Here is a 19291-nt window from a genome sequence, read left to right as displayed (position 1 = left end):
AGCCTCCGGTCGAGGTCTGACCGGTCGAAGCCTGAGTAGTCATGCGTGTCCGTGTGTCGCGGCTGGTCGTCTTCCTGTGGCGTGACGGCCAACTGGTCTGCGACGACCCGCTGAGGCACCGGCAGTTCGCGTTGACTGTGCAGGCGGAGAGGCTGCTGCGCGACTACGCCGACTGGGCCGAGCCAGACGGCCAGCTCGCGCAGCAGCTCCTCGCCGCCCACGTCCTCGTCGCCGAGGGCTCGCCCGAGCACGCCCGGGAGGAACGCCTCGGGGCCTGGCGCGACCTGGGACCGGCGGCCACCTACTACCACCTCGCCAGCCGTACGCTCGGCAGCGACGTCTTCCGCTCGGCCGCGCAGGACGCGGCGGTGCTCCGCGCCAAGACCGGGCAGCCGGATCCGGTCAAGGAGCACGACGGGCCGCGGATCGCCCTGCCCGCCGCCGACCCGCCCGCCGTCGACTTCACCACGGTCCTCGCGGCGCGGCGGTCGACCCGCTGGTTCGACCCGGACCGCCCGGTGCCGCTGTCGGCGTTCGCCGCCCTGCTGCGCTGGACGGCCGGGGTCCGCCGCGAGGTCGACGTCCCGGGGGTCGGCACGGCGCTGCTCAAGACCGTTCCCTCCGGCGGAGCCCGCCATCCGGTCGAGGTTTATCCGGTGGTCCGCGACGTCGAAGGGCTGGAGCCCGGTGTCTACCACTACGCGGTGCGCCGCCACGAGCTGGTGCGGCTCGCGCCCCCGCCCGGCGAGGACCGGCTGCGCGAGTGGTGCGGCGGACAGCCGCACGCCGCCCAGGCCGGCTTCCTGCTGATGTACGCGGCGGTGCTCGACCGGACCGTGTGGAAGTACCCGGCCGCGCGGGCGTACCGTGCGCTCCTGCTCGACGTCGGTCACCTGAGTCAGACCGTGTACCTCACCGCGACCGCGCTCGGTCTCGGGACGTTCTTCACCGCCGCCACCCGCGACGAGCCCGTCGAGGCCGCCCTCGGCCTGTCCTGGTCGGAGGAGGCCTTCCTCGGCGTGTCCGGCGTCGGCGTGCCGCACCCCGTCGAGCGGGAGCGGCAGGCGGCGATGCTCGCCGGCGGCGACGCGGCGTTCTCCTTCCCCCCGGACGCCTGGCACGGACGCGGCGAATGACGCCACGGGTGAGCGTCGACCTGGCCAGGCTGGACGCGAACATCTCGCGCTACGGCGGGCGGGTGGCCGAGGCGGGTGTGGCCCTGCGCGCGCACGTCAAGGGGCACCGGAGCCCCGAGATCGCCGCCCGGCAGGTGGCCGCCGGCGCGGTGGGCGTCGCCGTCCACTCGGCCGCCGAGGCGGAGGCCTACGTCGCGGTCGGCGTGACGGACGTGACGGTGGCGTGGCCCTGGCGCGACCCGTGGCGGTGGACCAGGTTCGCCCGGCTCGCGCGGCACTGCGCGGTGACGGTGCACGTGGACCACCCGGACGCGGTGACCGGGCTCGGCGCGGCGGCCGAGGCCCACGGCGTCGAACTCGGCGTACGGATCGAGGTCGACACCGGCCTGCACCGCATCGGCGTCGACCCCGGGGCGGCCGGGGAGCTGGCCGCCGCGGTCGCCAGGACCCACGGGCTGCGCCTGGCGGGGGTCACCGGGTACGTGGGGGTCACCGACCCCGCCGCCGCGCGCGACCGCGTGGAGCTGGGCCGCCGCCAGGCCCGGCTGCTGGTGTCGGTGGCCCAGCGGATCCGGGCGACCGGGTCGCCCTGCCCGGAGGTGAGCGTCGGCGGCACCCCGACCCTCGCCGGCGCGCTGGGCGTCGCCGGCGTGACCGAGGTGTGCGCCGGGGCGTACGCGCTGCTGGACGGCGGGCTGGCCCGGCTGGGCGAGTGCGATCCCGAGGCGGTCGCGATCGCCGTCACCACGACCGTCACCGGCAACGACGGGCAGGCGCTGCGCACCGACGCCGACGCGCTGCTCGCGGGCGCCGACCAGACCTGGATGAGCGGTGTCGTGATGACCGGCACCGACGGCGCGCCGGTCGTCGCGGAGTCGGTGTCCGTAGGAGACGAACTGCGGGTGCTGCCCGGGCACGTGTGCCCGGTGGTGGCCCGCCGGCCGCTGCTGCACGTGCTCGAGGCCGGCGAACCGGTGGCGCGGTGGCAGGCAGTGGTCCGCCCGGACCGGGCATGACCCACGCCGTCGCGCCCGTGGACCGCCCGGCGGACCCGCTGCGCGAGCGCCCGTTCGTCCTGTTCGCCACGGCCAGGACGATCTCCGTCTTCGGCAACGCGATGGGTCCGCTGGCGTTGACCTTCGCGGTGCTCGACCTCCCCGACGGGTCGCCTCCGGCGCTGTCGCTCGTGCTCGCCGCGATCTCGGTGCCCCGGATCGCGCTGATGCTGCTGGGCGGCGTCATCGGCGACCGGCTGCCGCGCCATCGCGTACTCGTGGCGGCGGAGCTGATGTGCGGCGCGGCGTACGGCGCGATGACCCTCCTCGTCCTGACCGGACGGGCGAACGTCGCCGCCCTCGCCGTCTGCGCGGCCGTCGCCGGCACCGCCTCCGCGCTGCTGCTGCCCTCGCTGAACGGGCTGACCGCCGAACTCGTCGCGCCGCAGGCGCGGCAACGCGGCAACGCCGTGCTGCGGCTCGGCACGAACACCGCCACGGTGGCGGGCTTCACCGCGGGCGGCGCGCTGATCACCTGGCTGGGGCCCGGCTGGGCGCTGGCCCTCGACGCCGCGACGTTCGCCGTCGCCGCCGCGCTCCTCGCCCGGCTGCGCCTCGCCGCGACGACCCGGACGGCCAGGCGCAACCTGCCCGCCGAACTGCGCGACGGTTGGCGCGAGTTCGTCCGGCGCGGCTGGCTGTGGCGGATCGTCCTCGCGGCGGCCGTGATCAACGCCGCCGTCGGGGTCACCTTCGGGCTCGCGGGGCCCCTGCTCGCCAGGGCGCACCTGGGCGGCGCGGGCGCGTGGTCCGGCGTCCTGGCCGGGTACGCGGTGGGCATGTTCGCGGGTGTGCTGGTCGCGATGCGGATCAGGACGGCCCGCCCCCTGCGCACGGCCGTGGTCGCCGCGTCGATGCTGGGACTGCCGGCGTTGCTGCTCGGATCCGGTGCCGCCCTGCCGCTGGTGATCCTCGCCGCCGTACTGGCCGGGGTGGCCTTCGACGTCTTCGGCGTGCTGTGGGAGACGACCGTCCAGTCCGAGGTGCCGACAGAGGCGATGTCCCGCGTCAGCGCGTACGAGTGGCTGGGAGCGGTGGGGCTGGGGCCGCCGGTCATGATCACCGCAGGTCTCGTCGTACCCGGGATCGGGGTGCGGACGACCCTGCTCGGCCTGGCCGCGGTGATCGTCGCCGCCGCGCTCGTCCCGTTGGCCAGTTCCTCCGTCCGGCACTACGAAAGGCAACCCGATGGCCGAGTACGTTGACGCCTTCGTCACGGCGTACGACCGTTTCTGGGCGCCGTACCCGCAGCGGTTGGGCGCGGCGTGGCTGCGGCTGCACGCCCACGTGGCACCCGGGGCCGAGCGGAGCCTGCTCGACGTCGGCTGCGGTACCGGCATCGTGGCCGCCCGGTTCGCCTCGGCCGGCTACCGGGTCGTCGGGGTCGACGTCTCCGAGGCGATGATCGCCCGCGCCCGGGCACGGCTGGCCGGCACCGACGCGGTGCTGATCGCCGCGGACGCCGTCGACTTCGAGGTGCCGCGACCCTGCGCGTTCGCGGTCTCCACGTACGACGTCGTCAACCACGTCGGCGACATCGACCGGGTCCGCGCCTACCTGCGCTGCGTGCACCGGGCGGTCGCGCCGGGCGGCTGGTTCGGCTTCGACATGTCCACCGTCAGGGGGCTGCGCGCCGACGTCCCACCGGTCGCCCGGCGGGACGGGTCCGTGTCGGTCGAGGTGGCCCGGGGCCCGCTCGACGGCGACCGCCGCCCGCTGCACGTCGCCGGTGAGGTCCGCACCGACGACGGCCGGACGGTTCCCTTCGCCACGACGATCACCAACACCGCCCATCCCGTGGCCGACGTGCTCGCCGCCCTGGCGGACGCCGGCTGGGCGACCGGCCACGTGGCCGCCGTCGACGACCTGCTCACCCCGGTACCCGACCCGGAGGCGCTGCCCAGGGTCGCCGTGGTCGCCCGGCGCCCCTGACGGCCGCCGACACGGCCGGGACACCCCCTGCGCGTCAGTCGGGCGGTGGGGCGGCGTCGGTGGGGACGGCGGTGGCGACCGGGCGGACCCGGCGGGCCGCGCGGGCGCCGCCGAGGACCACCACCGCCACGCCGGCCAACAGCAGCGTCAGCCCCAGCAGGGCGGTCACGCCGGGCAGCTGCCCCAGCCAGGCCCAGCCGATCAGGGCCGCCCCGGGGGCCTCCAGCAGGGCGAGCACGCTGACCGTCGTCGCCGAGACCTTCTTGAGCGCGTAGTTGAACATCGAGTGCCCGAGCAGCTGCGCGCCGGCCACCAGGGCCAGGACGACGAGCCAGGTGGCGGTGTCGAAGCCGGTCACCGGCACCCGGCCGACCAGGCAGACCACGAGCAGGAGCAGCGCGCAGACCCCGTAGCAGATCGTGGTGTAGGTGGTCGTGCTGATCGTCGTGCGGGCCCGCTCGCCGAGGGCGGTGTAGACCGCCGCGAACAGGCCGCCGGCCACCGCCAGCAGGTCGCCGGCGACCGCCCGGCCGGACACCGCGAAGTCGGCCCCGGTCGCCACGCCCGCCCCCGCGACCGCCACCCCGATGCCGACCCAGACCGCACCCGGCAGCCGGCGGCCCTGGGCGCGGGCGATCAGCCCCTGCCAGACCGGCTGGGTGGCGCAGAGCGCGGTCGCCGCCGCGACCGAGGTGAGCTTGGTGCTGGGCATCCAGGTGGCGAAGTGCGCGGCGAGCGCGACCCCCGACAGTACGCAGTAGACGCCCTCGCGCCGGCCGGCGCCGAGGGTCAGCGACCGGAACTCGGCGCGTCGCCGGGCCGCCGAGAACGCGCCGAGCAGGGCGACCGAGAGCAGGTTGCGCCAGAACGCGACGGCCAGCGCCGGGGCCGCCGCGAAGGCCACCAGCGGCGCGGACGACGAGACGGCGACGACGGCCAGGGCGAGCGCCCCGGTGGTCACCGGGTCGAACGGCGGGCGGTGCGCTGCGGGGGCCACGAGGAGCAATCCTCACACGGCACGGGCAACCACCTAACGTCAGCGCTCCGTTACGATCATGCGGTCCGCGCCGGCGATCCCCCTACCGCCCGGAGGCGCTCCTCCATGCCCACGTACCAGGCGGTCCTGTTCGACTTCTTCGGCACGCTGACCCGTTGCGTCCAGCGCGGGGTGGCCCACCGGTCGACCGCCGAGCTGCTCGGTTGCCCACCGCGCACGCTCGTCGACGTGCTCGACCGCACCTACTACGAGCGGGCCTGCGGGCGGCTGGGCAACGCCGAGGCGACCCTGCGCTGGGTCTGCGAGCAGGCCGGCCTGCACCCCAGCGACGACGCCGTACGCGCGGCGGTCGCCTCCCACCACCGGGCCGTACGCGCCGACACCCGGCTGCGCGACGAGGCGGTGCCGACGCTGGCCGCGCTGCGCCGGCTCGGCCTGCGTACCGGGGTGATCAGCGACTGCACGCACGAGCTGCCGGCGTTCCTGCCGCAGTTGCCCATCGCCCCGCTGCTCGACGTGCGGGTCTTCTCCGTGCAGGTGGGGCGGTGCAAGCCGGACGCGGCGCTCTACCAGGCGGCGTGCCTGCGGCTCGGCCTGGCACCGACGGACTGCCTCTACGTCGGCGACGGCGGCAGCCAGGAGCTGACCGGGGCGGAGCGGGCCGGGATGACCGCCGTGCGGCTGGCCGCACCGGACCTGGCCGGTCACATGGTGTTCAACGCCGACGAGGCATGGCGCGGGCCGGTGCTGCGCTCGCTCGACGAGGTGGTCGGCCTTGTCGACCGGGTGCCGGGGCGGGCGGACGTGCCCGTGCCGGCCGTCGTCGCCGTCTCGACGGTCGCCGCCGTCCCGGCGGTCGTCGGTGTGGCGGCCGGCTGCGCCACCCCGTGAGTCCTCTCCCGGGCACCGCCCGCCCACGCCCGGCGCGCGGCCGGCGGGAGGCGGGTCGCGCCGGCCCGTGGGCGGGTCGAGGCCGGCGGACAGGCGCCTCAGCGCCGGCGGACCCGGTGCAGGCGGAACGGCTTGCGGGCCACCCGGACCGCCGGCGTCTCGCGCGGCACCTCGGCCAGCGAGTCCGTGGGCAGCCCGGTGCCGGCGACCGGCTCGCCGGCGGGCTCCAGCCGGTTCACCGCGCAGCCGTCGGCCGCCCAGCGCTCCACCAGTTCGGCGGCGGGTCCCGGCGCGTTCAGCCGCTTCGCGGCCAGGAGCGGCGCGACGGTCTCCCACTGCTCGGTGCCGGGCGTCAGGCGGGTCACCCGGGCGGGCCAGGTGACGATCCGCCCGCCGTGGTCGCCGCGCAGGGTGACCTGCGCCTCGGTCGCGTCGGCAAGACCCGGGGCGGACTGCTCCCCGGGGCCGCTGACCACGAGGAGCGCCCCCTCCAGGGGCAGGCACCACAGCGCCAGCGCCGGGCCGCCGGGCACGCTCACCCAGGCCACGGCGGCCTTCTTCATCGCCTCGTCGACCAGCGGCGTGCTGGTCCGCTCCGCGTCGGTCACCCCGGCATCCTCCCGCATCCGCCCCCGTCCCGTCAGCGCCGCCCGGGATCCGTCCGCGCCCGCGGGTGGCGGCACGGACCGGTCAGCCGACGAACGGGGGGACCATGATCTCGCCCCGGGCCACCGGTACGACGTGCCCGGCGACCGTGGCGCCCACCGCCTGACCGTCCTCGGCGGTCACCGTGCAGGTCAGCACGGACGGGCGGTTGATCTCGGCGCCCTGGTGGACGGTGTACTCCGCGCGACCGTCGGCGGGCAGCAGGCCGCTGGCGACCAGCCACACCCCGAGGCCAAGGGCGGCCGAGCCGGTGGCCGGGTCCTCCGGCACGCCCAGCCCGGGAACGAACACCCGGGCGTGGGCGGTTTGCGCGGCGGCGTCCCAGGAGAAGACGCTGACGTGCTCCACTCCGTACCGCTGTGCCGCCGCCGCGTTGACCCGGGCGCAGGCCACCGCGTCCGGACGGACCGGGAGGTACGGGAACTCCAGCCCGCAGCCGGCCACCCGGGGTGCCGGGCCGAGATGGTCGTCCGCGGTCAGGCCCGCCATCTCCAGCAGCGAATCCGGATCCAGCTCCGGACCGAGGGTGGGGACGCCGCCGGTGAGCGTGGCCCCGGTCTCGGCCACCTCGATCGGCAGCACGCCCGCCCCGCACTCCTGGGTGACCTGCCCCACACCGAACATGCCCCGGCGGCTCGCGGTCACCGCCGCGCCGACGCTCGGGTGCCCGGCGAAGGGCAGCTCCTCGGCAGGGGTGAAGATGCGGGCGCGGTAGGTGGCGCCGACCTGGGTGGGCGGCAGCACGAACACCGTCTCGGAGAGGTTGAACTCACACGCGAGCGCCTGCATCTGCTCGGTGGCCAGTGCTTCGGCGCCGAACACCACGGCCAGCGGGTTGCCGGCGAACGGGCGGTCGGTGAAGACGTCCACGATCTCGTAGGCCAAGGTCGACATGTTGATAGACACTAGGCGCTTAGGCTGGTGCCCGTGAGCACGCCGACCCGGATCTACATCGCCCGGCTCGCCGGGGTCGCCGTCTTCGACCCCAACGGCGACCAGGTGGGCCGGGTCCGCGACGCGGTGGCCCGGCTGCGCCCGACGCAACGGCCGCCGGAGGTGGTCGGGTTGGTGGCCGAGATGCCGATGCGGCGGCGCATCTTCCTCTCCATCAACCGCATCACCTCCATCGACGCCGACGCCGTCGTGCTGGGCAGCGGCACGCTCAACCTGCGGCGTTTCGAGAAGCGCCCCAACGAGCTGCTCGTGCTGCAGGAACTGCTGGACCGCCGGGTGCAGCTCGAGTCCGGCGGGCAGGCGGGCTCCGTGGTCGACGTGGCGATGGAGTGCAGCCGCGGTGGCGAGTGGTCGCTGGCCCGGGTGGCCGTACGCGAGCAGACCGGCCGGCTGACCCGCCGCGGTCACCTGCACCAGGTCGAGTGGGAGCGGGTACGTGGGCTCAGCGGCATCGCCGACAGCCGGGGCACGGCCAACCTGCTCTCGGTGCTGGAGGACATGCGCCCCGCCGACCTCGCCAACGCCCTGCAGGACCTCCCCGACACCCGGCGCAACGAGATCGCCGCCGCGCTCGACGACGAGCGCCTCGCCGACGTGCTCAGCGAGCTGCCGGAGCACGACCAGGTGGAGATCCTGGCCGCGCTGGACCGGGAGCGGGCCGCCGACGTGCTGGAGGAGATGGACCCGGACGACGCCGCCGACCTGCTCAGCGAGCTGCCGCCGCCCGAGCAGGACGTGCTGCTCGACCTCATGCAGCCGGGCGAGGCCGATCCGGTGCGTCAGCTGCTCAAGTACACGCCCGGTACGGCGGGCAGCGTGATGACCTCCGAGCCGGTCATCCTGCCGCCGGACGCCACCGTCGCCGAGGCCCTGGCGCGGATCCGGGAACCGCAGCTCTCCCCCGCGATCGCCGCGCAGGTCTTCGTGTCCCGGGCGCCGATGACCACGCCGACCGGCCGTTACCTCGGCATGGTGCACTTCCAGCGGCTGCTGCGCGAGCCACCCGCCGACCTGCTCGGCGGCATCGTCGTCAACGACATCGACCCGCTGCGGCCGACCACCCCGCTGCCGGAGATCACCCGCCGGATGGCCACGTACGACCTGGTCGCCATGCCGGTGATCGACCGCAGCAACCGGCTGGTCGGCGCGGTCACGGTCGACGACGTGCTGGACCACCTCCTGCCCCGCGACTGGCGGGACCGGGACGCCGCCGGGCGCCCGTTTGCCGCCGAGCCGGCGCTGGACGGCGCGGATGGCTGAGCAGCGACGGGCACGACGGCTCGACCAGCCGCGCGAGCCCCGGGGCGTCAAGCTGCCCCGGTTCGACCCGGAGGCGTTCGGCCGGTGGTCCGAGGGGATCGCCCGGGGGATGGGCACCGCGAACTTCATCGTCTACATGACGATCGTGATCGCGCTGTGGTTCGGCTGGAACACCCTGGCCCCGGCGCACCTGCGCTTCGACCCGTACACCTTCACGTTCCTGACGCTGGTGCTGTCCCTGCAGGCCAGCTACGCGGCCCCGCTGATCCTGCTGGCGCAGAACCGGCAGGCCGACCGGGACCGGGTCACCCAGGACGAGGACCGCCGCCGGGCGACCATGCAGAAGGCCGACACGGAATACCTGACCCGGGAGATCGCCGCGCTGCGCAACGCGATGGGCGAGGTGGCGACCCGGGACTTCCTCCGTTCGGAGCTGGCCAGGCTGGCCGAGGAGCTGGACGAGGCGGGCCGGCGCCGGCAGCGCCTGGAGCAGCGCCAGCAGGACAGGATCCCGCAGCACGGCGACGGGCTGGAGGAGCCCCGCGACGACCTGGACGGCGACTGGGCCCGGGACGGCCGGCCCGAGGGCCGGGAGCCGAGGGGCCGCGAGGCCGAGGACTGAGCGCCGGCGAGGCGGCCCAGCCGTCGCCATCGATTCGCTCACACCGGTCCCCGCTGGCGGCGGTCGGGCACGGCCGCCGACGTAGCATTGCGGGCATGTCAGCACCCGTCAGCACCGTCTCCGACGCGATCCAGGCCGCGCTGGCCACCGTCAACGACCCGGAGATCCGCCGGCCCATCACCGAGCTGGGCATGGTCCGCTCCGCCGAGGTCGGCGACGACGGCGTGGTACGGGTCGAGCTGCTGCTCACCGTCGCCGGCTGCCCCCTGAAGGACAAGCTGCGCTCGGACATCACGGCCGCGGTCGGCGCGGTGCCCGGGGTGACCGGCGTGACGATCGAGTTCGGCGTGATGAGCACCGAGCAGCGCCAGGAGCTCCAGTCGAAGCTGCGCGGCGGCGGCGCCCAGGAGCCGGTCATCCCGTTCGCCCAGCCGGGCTCCCGCACCCGCGTGTACGCGGTGGCCAGCGGCAAGGGCGGCGTCGGCAAGTCCAGCGTGACGGTCAACCTGGCCGCCGCGCTGGCCGCCCGCGGGCTCTCCGTCGGCGTGGTCGACGCGGACATCTACGGCCACTCGGTGCCCCGGATGCTCGGCGCGGACGGGCGCCCGACCCGCGTCGAGGACATGATCATGCCGCCGCAGTCGCACGGCGTGAAGGTCATCTCGATCGGCATGTTCACCGCCGGCAACGCGGCCGTGGTGTGGCGCGGCCCGATGCTGCACCGGGCGTTGCAGCAGTTCCTCGCCGACGTCTACTGGGGCGAGCTGGACGTGCTCCTGCTGGACCTGCCCCCGGGCACCGGCGACGTGGCCATCTCCCTGGCCCAGCTGCTGCCCAACTCCGAGATCCTGATCGTCACGACCCCGCAGGCCGCCGCCGCCGAGGTGGCGGAGCGGGCCGGCGCGATCGCGCTGCAGACCCACCAGCGCGTGGTCGGCGTCATCGAGAACATGTCCTGGCTGGAACTGCCGGACGGCTCCCGGATGGAGGTCTTCGGCGCGGGCGGCGGCCAGGCGGTGGCCGAGTCGCTGACGAAGACCATCGGCGCGCAGGTGCCGCTGCTCGGGCAGGTGCCGCTCGACACCCGCGTGCGCGAGGCCGGCGACGTGGGCACCCCGATCGTGCTGGCCGAGCCGGAGTCGCCGGCCGCGAAGGCGCTGGGCCAGGTCGCCGACCGGCTCGCCGTGCGGCGGGAGTCGCTGCTCGGCAAGCCGCTGGGCCTCAAGCCGGCCGGCCGCTGACCGTACGCCGGCCACGGCCGGCACCGTCGCCACCCGCACGGGGGCGGCGTTCCCCCCGGGAGCGCCGCCCCCGTCGCCGTCTCCGGCGCGGCACGGCGGGCGGGGTCAGGTCGCTTCGTCGTAGCTGACCCGGGGCGCGGGGGCGGGGGTCGGGGCGGTGCCGGTGGCGGAGCGGCTGCCGCCCCCGCGCAGGTCCGCGGCGGAGGCGACGTCCTTCAGCTCGTCGTGCACGCCGGTGACGTCCGCCCGCAGGTTGTCGTAGACGCCCTGCAGGGGCTTCCGGATCGCCTGCTCGTCCTCCTCGCTGAGCAGGTGCTTGCGGATGAACGCCTTCGGGTGCAGGTCCTCCAACTGGATGTCGGTGCCCAGCTCGCGACTGAGGTCGGTCGTGGCGTTGCTGGCCATGGTGCGCAGGTTGCGCACCATGCGCAGGCCGTCGCTGATCACCGCGGGCAGCCGGTCACCGAAGATCAGCAGCGCCAGGAGCAGCAGCGCCCCGATCTCCCACCAGTTCAGGTTCTCGAACACTGCGCGGGCCTCCTTCGGCGTCAGCAGCAAGACTACGCACGTCGGTCACCACCCGGGGAGGGGTGGCCGGCCCCTACTTGGCGTCCGCCGCCAACGTCACGGAGGCGTTCTGCCGGTCGGATCCCCGGCGGTACTCCACGGCCACCACCGCGCCGGGCGCGAACTTCCGCACCAGGGCGATCAGGTCGGTCGGTTCGTTCATCGGCCGCCCGTCGAGCTTCAGGATCACGTCACCGGCCTTCAGCCCCGCGCCGGCCGCCGGCCCGGACGGTTCCACCGCCGCCAGGCGTACGCCGGTTGCCCCGGCGCCCGCGCCGGACCCGCCGACCTGGGCGCCGATCACCGTGCGGCGGGCCTTGCCGGTGCCGATGATGTCCTGGGTGATCCGCTTCGCCTGGTTGATCGGGATCGCGAAGGCGAGGCCGATGTTGCCCGCCTCCTGCCCGTCCGAGACCAGCGACTTGATGGTCGAGTTGACCCCGATCACCCGGCCCGCCCCGTCGACCAGCGGGCCGCCCGAGTTGCCGTGGTTGACGGCCGCGTCGGTCTGGATCGCCGCGTAGTAGCGCGTGGGGCCGCCGGGCTCGCCGGCCCGCATCGTCCGGTCCAGGGCGCTGATGATGCCGGCGGTGACCGTGTTGGCCAGCGAGAGCGGCGAGCCCATGGCCAGCACCGGGTCGCCCACGGCCAGCGCGTCGGAGTCGCCGAACTCGACCGGGCGCAGGCCCGTCCGGGAGACCTTGATCACGGCGATGTCGGACTCCGGGTCCTGCCCGACGACGGTGGCCGGGGCCGAACTGCCGTCGTTGAAGACCACCGACGCCTTGCCGGTCGCCCCCGCCACCACGTGGTCGTTGGTGATCACGTGCCCGTCGGCGCTGGCGATGAAGCCCGAGCCCTCGCTCGTGCCGCCGAGACCCGCCACCCGGACGGTCACCACGCTGGGCAGCACCCGCTCGGCGACCCCGGCCAGCGACTCGGGCCGGCGCTGGGCCAGACCGGGCGCCTGCGGGTCCGCGCCGAGCACCGTGCCGGCCGCGGCACCTCCACGCACCGCGAAGGCGTAGCCGAGGGCACCGCCCAGGCTGCCGGCGAGCAGTGCGGTGATCAACGGGATGAGCAGCAGTTGCCGCAGCGTCGGGCGGCCCGGGGCGTCCGGGTCACTCACCGGCTCCGGCTCGGTGCCGGGGCTCGGCGCGGCCGGCAGCACCACGGCAGCCGGCGCGGACGGGTCGCGCCACGGGTCGGCCATCGCGTCGGACCACCAGGGCGAGCTCGTGCCGCCCCCGGCGCCCTGAGGCGTCGGCGGCGAACCCACCGGCGGGCGTCCGGGCAGCGGCGGTCGCGCCGGTGCCGGAGTTCCCCCGGGCTGGCGCCAGTCCCAGCCGTCGGTCACGTCGGTGCCCTCCCAGTCCATCCCCGGCTCCCGCGCTCCACGGACCCGGCGACAACGTCGCCCGGTCGCGCTCGCCGGAACACCGCTTCCAGGATTACACGGATACGCCGGATGGAGTCACCGGTTGCCGAGCGTGATCGTCGGGTGGCGGACGCGCGGCTGCGCCCGTTCGACGTCGCCTCTAGGCTCACAGTGCCCACCCGCCCCGCACCACGCATGCCGCCCGGAGGTGTCCCATCGCCACGGTCGCCGGTTCCGGCACTTCGACGGCCCAGACCCTGCACTTCGCCGAGTCGTACGTGACCGAGGATCTCGTCCTGCGCACCGCCCGCAGCCTCGCCCACGAGGTCGGCCTCGAGGCGGTGACTCCCGGCGCCGGCGCGGCGCTGCGGCTGCTCGCCGCCGCCGGCAGCGCCCGGGCGGTGGTGGAGATCGGCACCGGCACGGGAGTCAGCGGGATCTGGCTGCTGCGCGGGATGCGCGCCGACGGCGTGCTCACCACCATCGACGTCGAGGTCGAGCACCAGCGCATCGCCCGGCGGATCTTCACCGAGGCGGGCTTCGCCGCCGGCCGGACCCGGATCATCACCGGCCGGGCGCTGGACGTGCTGCCCCGGCTCGCCGACGGCGCGTACGACCTGGTCTTCGTGGACGCCGAGGCGACCGGGTTCGCCGCCTGCGTGGACGCCGCGCTGCGGCTGCTGCGCCCGGGCGGCGTGGTCGCGCTCAACGGCACGCTGGCCGGCGGGCGGATCGGCGACCCGGCCGCCCGCGACGTCGAGACGGTGACCGTCCGCGAGGCGATCAAGGCCATCCGGGAGTCGGAGCACTGGATCCCGGCGCTGCTGCCGGTCGGCCACGGCCTGCTCGCCGCCGTCAAGTGCTGACCCGCCGCCGCTGACCGGGCGCCCGCCGGGGGCGGGCGCCGTCCGGCGGTCAATCCAGCGAGCCCAGCCAGCGCAGCAGCGAGCGTACGCCCCAGCCGGTCGCGCCCCGGGTCAGCTCGGCGTCGTCGCCGTCGGCCCACGACGGCGCGGACATGTCCACGTGCAGCCACCGGTCGCGCAGCCCGCCGGTGAACTCCCGCAGGTAGAGGGCGGCCATCACGGAGCCGGCGCCCCGGTCGGGCGAACTGTGCAGGTCGGCCAGATCGCTGCCGAGGTGCTCGGCGTAGTCCGTGGGCAGCGGCATCCGCCAGGCGGCCTCGCCCGCGGCGGCGACCGCGGCCAGCACGTCCGTGGCGAGGGTGTCGTTGTCGCTGTAGAGCGCGCCGGTGCGCTTGCCCAGCGCGACCGCGTTCGCCCCGGTGAGCGTGGCGAGGTCGACCAGCAGGTCGGGCCGGAGTTCGGCCACGGCGTACGCGAGCGCGTCGGCCAGCACGAGCCGGCCCTCGGCGTCGGAGTTGGTGGTCTCGCTGGTGGTGCCGCCGTAGTGGCGGATGACGTCGCCGGGGCGGAACGCCGAGCCGCTGAGCATGTTCTCCGCCAGCGGCGTGAGCGTGGTGACCCGGACCGGCAGGCGCAGGGCCGCCGCGCCGAGGGTCGCCGCGACCACGGCCGCCGCCCCGGCCATGTCCTTGCGCATCAGCTTCATCGCCGCCACCGGCTTGATCGAGATGCCGCCGGTGTCGAACGTGATCCCCTTGCCGACGAGCACCACGTGGGTACGCGCGTCGGCCGGCCGCCAGTCCAGCTCGACCAGGCGCGGGCCGCTGGCGGAGCCGCGCCCCACGGCGAGGATCCCGCCGAAGCCCTCGGCCGCCAGCTCGTCCGGGCCGCGTACGCGCAGGTGCAGGTCCGGCACGTCGGCGGCGAGGGCGGCGACCTGGTCGGCGAACCACTCGGGGTTCTTGACCGACGAGGGGGTGTTGGTGAGGTCGCGGGCGAAGCGCGTCATCCGGGCCGTCGTCCGGGCCGTCCGCACGGTCGCGGCGTACGCGTCCGGGTCGGTCACCACGACGTCGACCTCCGCCAGGGCCGGGACCGTGCCGGCGTCGGTCAGCCGGAACCGGTACGAGGCCAGCAGGAGCCCCTCGACCAGTCCGCGTACGGCCGCCGGGGTGACCCCCGCCGGCATGGCCAACGTGACGCGTGTCTCATCCTTCGCGGCGCGGGCCAGAGCGGCGCCGGCCGTCCGCCAGCCCGCCTCGTCGCCCCCGCCGACGCCGAGCAGCAGCAGCCGGCCGGGGTCGCGCCCGGGGCGTAGCTGTGCCTGGACCTCGCCCGGGCGCCCGGTCAGTCGTGCCGCCGGCACCAGGGCGGCGGCCTCCTCGGCCAGCCCGTCGGGCAGCGCCGCCGCAGTCGGGGCCGGTCGGGCCGGCTCGTCGTCGGCCGCACCGGGCCGCACGGGCAGGACGAGGGTGTCGAGCCGGTCCGGCTCGGCGAGCAGACGGATGGCGAGCACGCGGAGCCGTACCTCCAGGGAAGCTCGCGGAGCGGGGCTCCGCGGGGAATGAAGACCCTGAGCCACCGGCGTGGCCGGTGGCTCAGGGGTTGACGAAAGGCCCGCGCGGGCGCGCGGGCCGTTCCTCGGTCAGCCGGCGGCTGCCTTCAGTGCGTCACCGAGCGCGTTGGCCTCGTCGGGAGTCATCTCGACGACGAGCCGGCCACCGCCCTCCAGCGGGACGCGCATGACGATGCCCCGGCCCTCCTTGGTGACTTCCAGCGGACCGTCGCCCGTCCGCGGCTTCATCGCCGCCATGTTGTCTCCCCTCAGACCTACACCAGGGTCGGTGGGTTGCCCCACAGCCACTTCGTCTTGACCACCCGCAACCTACGCGGGGGTGTCGACCAACGATTTTCCCTGATGAACACCGCCGGACCCAAACCGAAGCAGCATTGATGTAACAGCATCTAGCTTATCCTGAGAAGGCCTGTCACAATGTGCGGTCATGCAGGCACGGTCGGCGCTCTTCGACCTGTACGGCGACCACCTCCGGGCGAGGGGCGGCCGGGCACCCGTCGCCGCCCTGGTCAGGCTGCTGGCGCCGCTCGGGATCGCCCCGCCCGCCGTGCGTACGGCGGTCTCCCGGATGGTCCGTCAGGGGTGGCTCGACCCGTGCCGGCTGACCTCCGGACCGGGATATTCGATCACACCGAAAGCCGCCCGCCGACTGGACGAGGCGGCGGCGCGGATCTACCGCACCGGCCGGATCACCTGGGACGGGCGGTTCGACCTGCTGGTGCTGGAGGCCCCCCTGTCCCGGCGCGACCGGCAGCGGCTCGCCGCCAACCTGACGTTCCTCGGCTACGGCGCCCTCGACGAGTGCACCTGGGTGGCGACACGGCCGGGTGAGGACGTCGACGTGCTGCTCGACGAGGCGGACGTGCGCTACGAGCGGTTCACGGCCGCGCACGCCGCCGGCACCCCCGGCGCGATGGGCGTGGTGCGCCGCGCCTGGGACCTCGCGGAGATTGGCAGGGCGTACGAGCAGTTCGTCGCCGAGCAGCGCCCCCTGCTGGCGGGGGTCACCGTGCGCAGCCTCGACGAGGAGGCGTACGCCGCCCGGTTCCGGCTCGTGCACGCGTGGCGTACCTTCCTGTTCCGGGACCCGCAGCTGCCCCCTGCGTTGCTCCCCGAACGCTGGCCCGGCACCGCCGCGGCCAGTTTCTTCGACCGGCACGCGGCCCGGCTGCGGCCGGCCGCCGACCGGTACGTCGAGCAGTGCCTCGACTCCGGCAACCGCATCGCCCGACAGAAGGGTCGTTAGAAGTGACCGAGCCGCTGCTCGTCGACCGGACCGACGCCGTCGTCACCCTGACGCTGAACCGCCCCACGGCGATGAACGCGCTCGACGTGGCGCTCAAGGAGGCGCTGCGGGACACGCTGGCCGAGTTGGAGACCGACCGGTCCTGCCGGGCGGTGGTGCTCGCGGGCGCGGGTCGGTCGTTCAGCGCCGGTCAGGACCTGCGCGAGCACGTGCAGACCCTGGAGTCCACCGACGGCAACCCGCTGGACACCGTCCGCGCCCACTACAACCCCATCGCCGCCCGGCTGGCCAACCTGCCCAAGCCGGTGGTCGCCGCCGTGCGGGGCATGGCCGCCGGGGCGGGCGCCTCGCTGGCGTTCCTCGCCGACATCCGCATCGGCGGGCCGTCGACCAGCTTCCTGATGGCGTTCGCCAACGTCGGGCTCGCCGCCGACACCGGCGCCTCCTGGACGCTGCCCCGGCTCGTCGGGCACGCGAAGGCCGTCGAGCTGCTGATGCTGGCCGAGCCGGTACGCGCGGCGGACGCCTGCCAGCTCGGGCTGCTCAACCGCCTGGTGGAGGACGACGAGCAGGTGCTGCCGACCGCGCAGGAGCTGGCCGCCCGGCTGGCCGCCGGCCCGACCGTCGCGTACGGGGCGATCAAGCGACAGCTCTCCATCGCCGACGCCGGCACGCTGGCCGACGCCCTGGCCGCCGAGGCGCAGGCGCAGGCGATCTGCGGCGGCACCGCCGACCACCGCGCCGCCACCCTGGCGTTCGTCAACAAGCAGAAGCCGGTCTACGAGGGCCGCTGACGCCCACCGGGCGCGGGGGTCAGTCGTCCTCCTCCGGATCCTGGTTGGCCTCGGCGCCGAGCACGAACGCCTGCATGGCCAACTCGTCGCCGGAGGGCGAGACGAAGGCGGGCAGCTCGCGGGGGCCCAGCTCCTGCACGTAGGCCCAGAACAGGCGGACCGCCTCGGCGGGCGACGCGGCCTCGATCGGCAGGTCGAGGCTGACCAGCCAGGGGCGCCGCCGCGGTGGTGGGCCGAGCCGGTCGGCCAACTCCCGGAAGGCCGACGGGTCCAGCGCGGTCACCGGCCCGTCGAGCGCCAGCGCGTCGGCCGGCACCGGCTCGTCGAAGGCCCGCCGGGTGTACGCCACCACCAGCGGCGCCTCGACCCGCTCGGACTGGGGGTCGTCCGGGTCCTCCCGCTCCTGGCCGCTGGCCGCGGCGACCCGGCCCAGCGCCACCAGCCGGGGCGGCGCGTCGACGAGCACGGCCACCAGGTCGCCGGGGCTGGGTCCGGCGGCCTCGGCCAGGCCGGTCAGCTCGAGCGTGTCGTGGTGGACGAGCCGCTCGGCCTCGTAGCGCCCCGTGGGCAGCAGCACCGCCCAGGCGCCCGTGCCGTCGGCGGGGCGGGCCCCGTCCACCCGGTGCGCGGTGTCGGTCGTCATGGCCTCCATCCCATCACGCCGCGCGCGCCGCCACGACGTGGCAGCCCGCAAGGTGGTCGTCGACCATCCCGGTGGCCTGCATCAGCGCGTAGGCCGTGGTCGGACCGACGAAGCGGAAGCCCCGCTTCTTGAGCGCCTTGGCCATCGCCGTGGACTCGGCGGTCAGCGCCGGCACCTGCGCGAACGACGTGGGTCGGGCCGGCCGGGGCGGCGGGGCGAAGGACCAGAGCAGCGCGGAGAGCCCCTCCGGAAGCTCCAGCGCCGCCCGGGCGTTCGCGATCGCCGCCTCGATCTTGGCCCGGTTGCGGACGATGCCGGCGTCGACGAGCAGCCGGGCGACGTCGGCGTCGCCGTAGCCGGCCACGGCCTCGATGCGGAACTCGTCGAAGGCCAGCCGGAACGCGGGACGCTTGCGGAGGATGGTCAGCCAGGACAGCCCCGACTGGAACGCCTCCAGCGTGAGCCGCTCGTAGAGCGCGTCGTCGCCGCGCAGGGGGCGGCCCCATTCGGTGTCGTGGTAGGCGGCGTAGTCGGGGGTGCTGTTCCCCCAGCCGCAGCGCGGCAGCCCGTCGGCGCCGATCACCAAGTCAGTCACGCGCCCACGCTAGGGCACCGCCCCGACCGGCCCACGCCCTGCGGCCCCGCGTCGCGCCTCGGCCGACGGGTCCGTACCGCCCGGGGTCGGCGACATCGGGGGCCCCGGGCGGGCCGACACCCCGATGTCGGCGACGTCGAGTCGATCAGGGGAAGTCGCTCGACGAGGGCACGCGCACCGGCCCGCCCACCGTCAGGGCAGCCGGCCCTGCTCCACCAGCCGGCCGAACTTCTTCAGCGCCTGGGTCAGGCTGAACTTCGACCCGGGCCAGAGCACCGGCCAGGCCACCCGGCCCGCCGGGCCGCCCGGCAGGTGGAACCACTCGTGCCAGACGACCTGGGTGCGGTCGCGCTCAAGCGGCGTGCAGCGCAGCACGCCGGGGCCGCGCAGCAGCTTCCCGCAGTGCACGACGCCCACCTCGTAGGGCGCGTCCACCCGGACCACCCGCATCTCGTCGCGCAGCACGGCGGGCCCGAACGCGGTGACGGCCTCGACCAGGCTGCCCTCGCCGCCGTCGCCCTCGACCACCCGCACGGTGGTGAAGGGGATCCAGTCCGACTGCCGCTCCCAGGCCGTCAGCGCCGCGAAGACCCGCTCCGCCGGCGCGTCGACGATCACCGTGGCCGTGACCTCACCGGCGCCCGGCTGCGCCACGTCACGCAGGTCGTCGCCGGATTCCGGCCCGGTCACTTCGACTCCGACCCGACCACCGGGCCGGGACCGGTCGTGTCGCCCGCCGGCCGCGTCGTGCCGTCGTCGCCCGCGCCGGTGTCCTCCGCGGCGCCGTCGGCTCCGGGCCGCCCTGCGCCCCCGCCGTCGGCGGCTCCCGGCCGGCCGGTCGACGCCGTGCCCTGCGCCGCCGCCCCGGCGGG

Annotated in this window: 21 protein-coding genes and 1 pseudogene; 11 read left to right on the top strand and 11 right to left on the bottom strand. The window is 75.4% G+C overall.

All coding sequences use genetic code 11. The annotated features are described in order from the left end of the window. Window positions 1-41: 41 nt before the first annotated feature. From V6U77_RS20775 to V6U77_RS20760, 4 genes are read left to right on the top strand one after another with little or no spacing between them, the layout of a single operon-like run. Window positions 42-1136: a SagB family peptide dehydrogenase gene (locus V6U77_RS20775; protein WP_334608065.1), complete on the top strand. Its 1095-nt coding sequence runs from the start codon at window positions 42-44 to the stop codon at window positions 1134-1136. Further along, on the top strand, window positions 1133-2152 hold the full coding sequence (locus tag V6U77_RS20770) for an alanine racemase (protein WP_334608063.1): 1020 nt from the start codon (window positions 1133-1135) through the stop codon (window positions 2150-2152). The genes V6U77_RS20775 and V6U77_RS20770 overlap by 4 nt, the downstream gene beginning before the upstream one ends. Continuing rightward, the gene (locus tag V6U77_RS20765; RefSeq protein WP_334608061.1) at window positions 2149-3396 is read left to right on the top strand and encodes an MFS transporter; all 1248 of its coding nucleotides are present in this window, start codon (window positions 2149-2151) and stop codon (window positions 3394-3396) included. Before V6U77_RS20770 ends, V6U77_RS20765 begins: the two co-directional genes overlap by 4 nt. Further along, window positions 3380-4123, top strand: coding sequence for a class I SAM-dependent DNA methyltransferase (locus tag V6U77_RS20760; protein ID WP_334608060.1), 744 nt, complete (start codon window positions 3380-3382; stop codon window positions 4121-4123). Before V6U77_RS20765 ends, V6U77_RS20760 begins: the two co-directional genes overlap by 17 nt. Window positions 4124-4157: 34 nt before the next feature. Here V6U77_RS20760 and V6U77_RS20755 read toward each other — a convergent pair whose 3' ends face one another. Further along, window positions 4158-5120: a DMT family transporter gene (locus V6U77_RS20755; protein ID WP_334608059.1), complete on the bottom strand. Its 963-nt coding sequence runs from the start codon at window positions 5118-5120 to the stop codon at window positions 4158-4160. Between the two features lie 105 nt (window positions 5121-5225). Here V6U77_RS20755 and V6U77_RS20750 point away from each other — a divergent pair, with 105 nt between their 5' ends. Continuing rightward, complete coding sequence (locus V6U77_RS20750) at window positions 5226-6011, top strand: HAD family hydrolase (protein ID WP_334608058.1); 786 nt, start codon at window positions 5226-5228, stop codon at window positions 6009-6011. Window positions 6012-6109: 98 nt separating this feature from the next. Here V6U77_RS20750 and V6U77_RS20745 read toward each other — a convergent pair whose 3' ends face one another. Next, window positions 6110-6637: a hypothetical protein gene (locus V6U77_RS20745; protein WP_442934472.1), complete on the bottom strand. Its 528-nt coding sequence runs from the start codon at window positions 6635-6637 to the stop codon at window positions 6110-6112. A gap of 64 nt (window positions 6638-6701) precedes the next feature. Further along, entirely contained in the window at window positions 6702-7571 is an 870-nt protein-coding gene (locus V6U77_RS20740) for a PhzF family phenazine biosynthesis protein (protein ID WP_334608055.1), read from the bottom strand. A gap of 33 nt (window positions 7572-7604) precedes the next feature. Here V6U77_RS20740 and V6U77_RS20735 point away from each other — a divergent pair, with 33 nt between their 5' ends. The 3 genes from V6U77_RS20735 to V6U77_RS20725 all read left to right on the top strand — a co-directional run bounded on the left by V6U77_RS20735 (window position 7605) and on the right by V6U77_RS20725 (window position 10754). Beyond that, a complete protein-coding gene (locus V6U77_RS20735; protein ID WP_334608054.1) occupies window positions 7605-8891 on the top strand; it encodes a magnesium transporter MgtE N-terminal domain-containing protein in 1287 nt (428 codons plus the stop codon). Beyond that, window positions 8884-9513: a DUF1003 domain-containing protein gene (locus V6U77_RS20730; RefSeq protein WP_334608053.1), complete on the top strand. Its 630-nt coding sequence runs from the start codon at window positions 8884-8886 to the stop codon at window positions 9511-9513. Before V6U77_RS20735 ends, V6U77_RS20730 begins: the two co-directional genes overlap by 8 nt. A 95-nt stretch (window positions 9514-9608) precedes the next feature. After that, window positions 9609-10754 (top strand): Mrp/NBP35 family ATP-binding protein, encoded by a 1146-nt coding sequence (locus V6U77_RS20725; RefSeq protein WP_334608052.1) that lies wholly within the window; start codon window positions 9609-9611, stop codon window positions 10752-10754. Between the two features lie 105 nt (window positions 10755-10859). Here the strand turns inward: V6U77_RS20725 and V6U77_RS20720 are convergent, their stop codons facing one another. Together V6U77_RS20720 and V6U77_RS20715 are read right to left on the bottom strand one after the other, a co-directional pair. Next, complete coding sequence (locus V6U77_RS20720; protein WP_334608051.1) at window positions 10860-11282, bottom strand: preprotein translocase subunit TatB; 423 nt, start codon at window positions 11280-11282, stop codon at window positions 10860-10862. 73 nt (window positions 11283-11355) lie between these two features. Next, entirely contained in the window at window positions 11356-12699 is a 1344-nt protein-coding gene (locus V6U77_RS20715; protein ID WP_334608049.1) for a S1C family serine protease, read from the bottom strand. Window positions 12700-12977: 278 nt separating this feature from the next. On the opposite strand from V6U77_RS20715, the gene V6U77_RS20710 reads away from it, so the two are divergent. Further along, window positions 12978-13565 (top strand): O-methyltransferase, encoded by a 588-nt coding sequence (locus tag V6U77_RS20710; protein ID WP_334608048.1) that lies wholly within the window; start codon window positions 12978-12980, stop codon window positions 13563-13565. Window positions 13566-13614: 49 nt separating this feature from the next. Here the strand turns inward: V6U77_RS20710 and V6U77_RS20705 are convergent, their stop codons facing one another. Next, a complete protein-coding gene (locus V6U77_RS20705; RefSeq protein ID WP_334608046.1) occupies window positions 13615-15081 on the bottom strand; it encodes a leucyl aminopeptidase family protein in 1467 nt (488 codons plus the stop codon). Between the two features lie 129 nt (window positions 15082-15210). Further along, on the bottom strand, window positions 15211-15378 hold the full coding sequence (locus V6U77_RS20700) for a DUF3117 domain-containing protein (protein WP_007455245.1): 168 nt from the start codon (window positions 15376-15378) through the stop codon (window positions 15211-15213). A 190-nt stretch (window positions 15379-15568) separates the two neighbouring features. Between V6U77_RS20700 and V6U77_RS20695 the strand changes: the two genes are divergently transcribed. After that, the gene (locus V6U77_RS20695; protein WP_334608044.1) at window positions 15569-16387 is read left to right on the top strand and encodes a PaaX family transcriptional regulator; all 819 of its coding nucleotides are present in this window, start codon (window positions 15569-15571) and stop codon (window positions 16385-16387) included. Between the two features lie 2 nt (window positions 16388-16389). Continuing rightward, a complete protein-coding gene (locus V6U77_RS20690) occupies window positions 16390-17181 on the top strand; it encodes an enoyl-CoA hydratase/isomerase family protein (RefSeq protein ID WP_334608043.1) in 792 nt (263 codons plus the stop codon). Between the two features lie 19 nt (window positions 17182-17200). Here the strand turns inward: V6U77_RS20690 and V6U77_RS20685 are convergent, their stop codons facing one another. The 4 genes and pseudogenes from V6U77_RS20685 to V6U77_RS20670 form a co-directional block, all read right to left on the bottom strand. Further along, on the bottom strand, window positions 17201-17824 hold the full coding sequence (locus V6U77_RS20685; protein WP_334608041.1) for a hypothetical protein: 624 nt from the start codon (window positions 17822-17824) through the stop codon (window positions 17201-17203). A 13-nt stretch (window positions 17825-17837) separates the two neighbouring features. Continuing rightward, the gene (locus V6U77_RS20680; RefSeq protein WP_334608039.1) at window positions 17838-18419 is read right to left on the bottom strand and encodes a DNA-3-methyladenine glycosylase I; all 582 of its coding nucleotides are present in this window, start codon (window positions 18417-18419) and stop codon (window positions 17838-17840) included. Window positions 18420-18611: 192 nt separating this feature from the next. Then, the gene (locus V6U77_RS20675) at window positions 18612-19109 is read right to left on the bottom strand and encodes an SRPBCC family protein (RefSeq protein WP_334608036.1); all 498 of its coding nucleotides are present in this window, start codon (window positions 19107-19109) and stop codon (window positions 18612-18614) included. Further along, a pseudogene (locus tag V6U77_RS20670) lies at window positions 19106-19291 on the bottom strand (hypothetical protein); the annotation flags it as partial. The pseudogene V6U77_RS20670 and the gene V6U77_RS20675, both read right to left, overlap by 4 nt.

It is taken from the genome of Micromonospora sp. CPCC 205546, assembly GCF_036902715.1.
Classification (GTDB): Bacteria; Actinomycetota; Actinomycetes; order Mycobacteriales; family Micromonosporaceae; genus Micromonospora.
The sequence above is the reverse complement of the archived record's forward strand: the minus strand, read 5'-3'. Positions and strand labels throughout refer to the sequence as shown.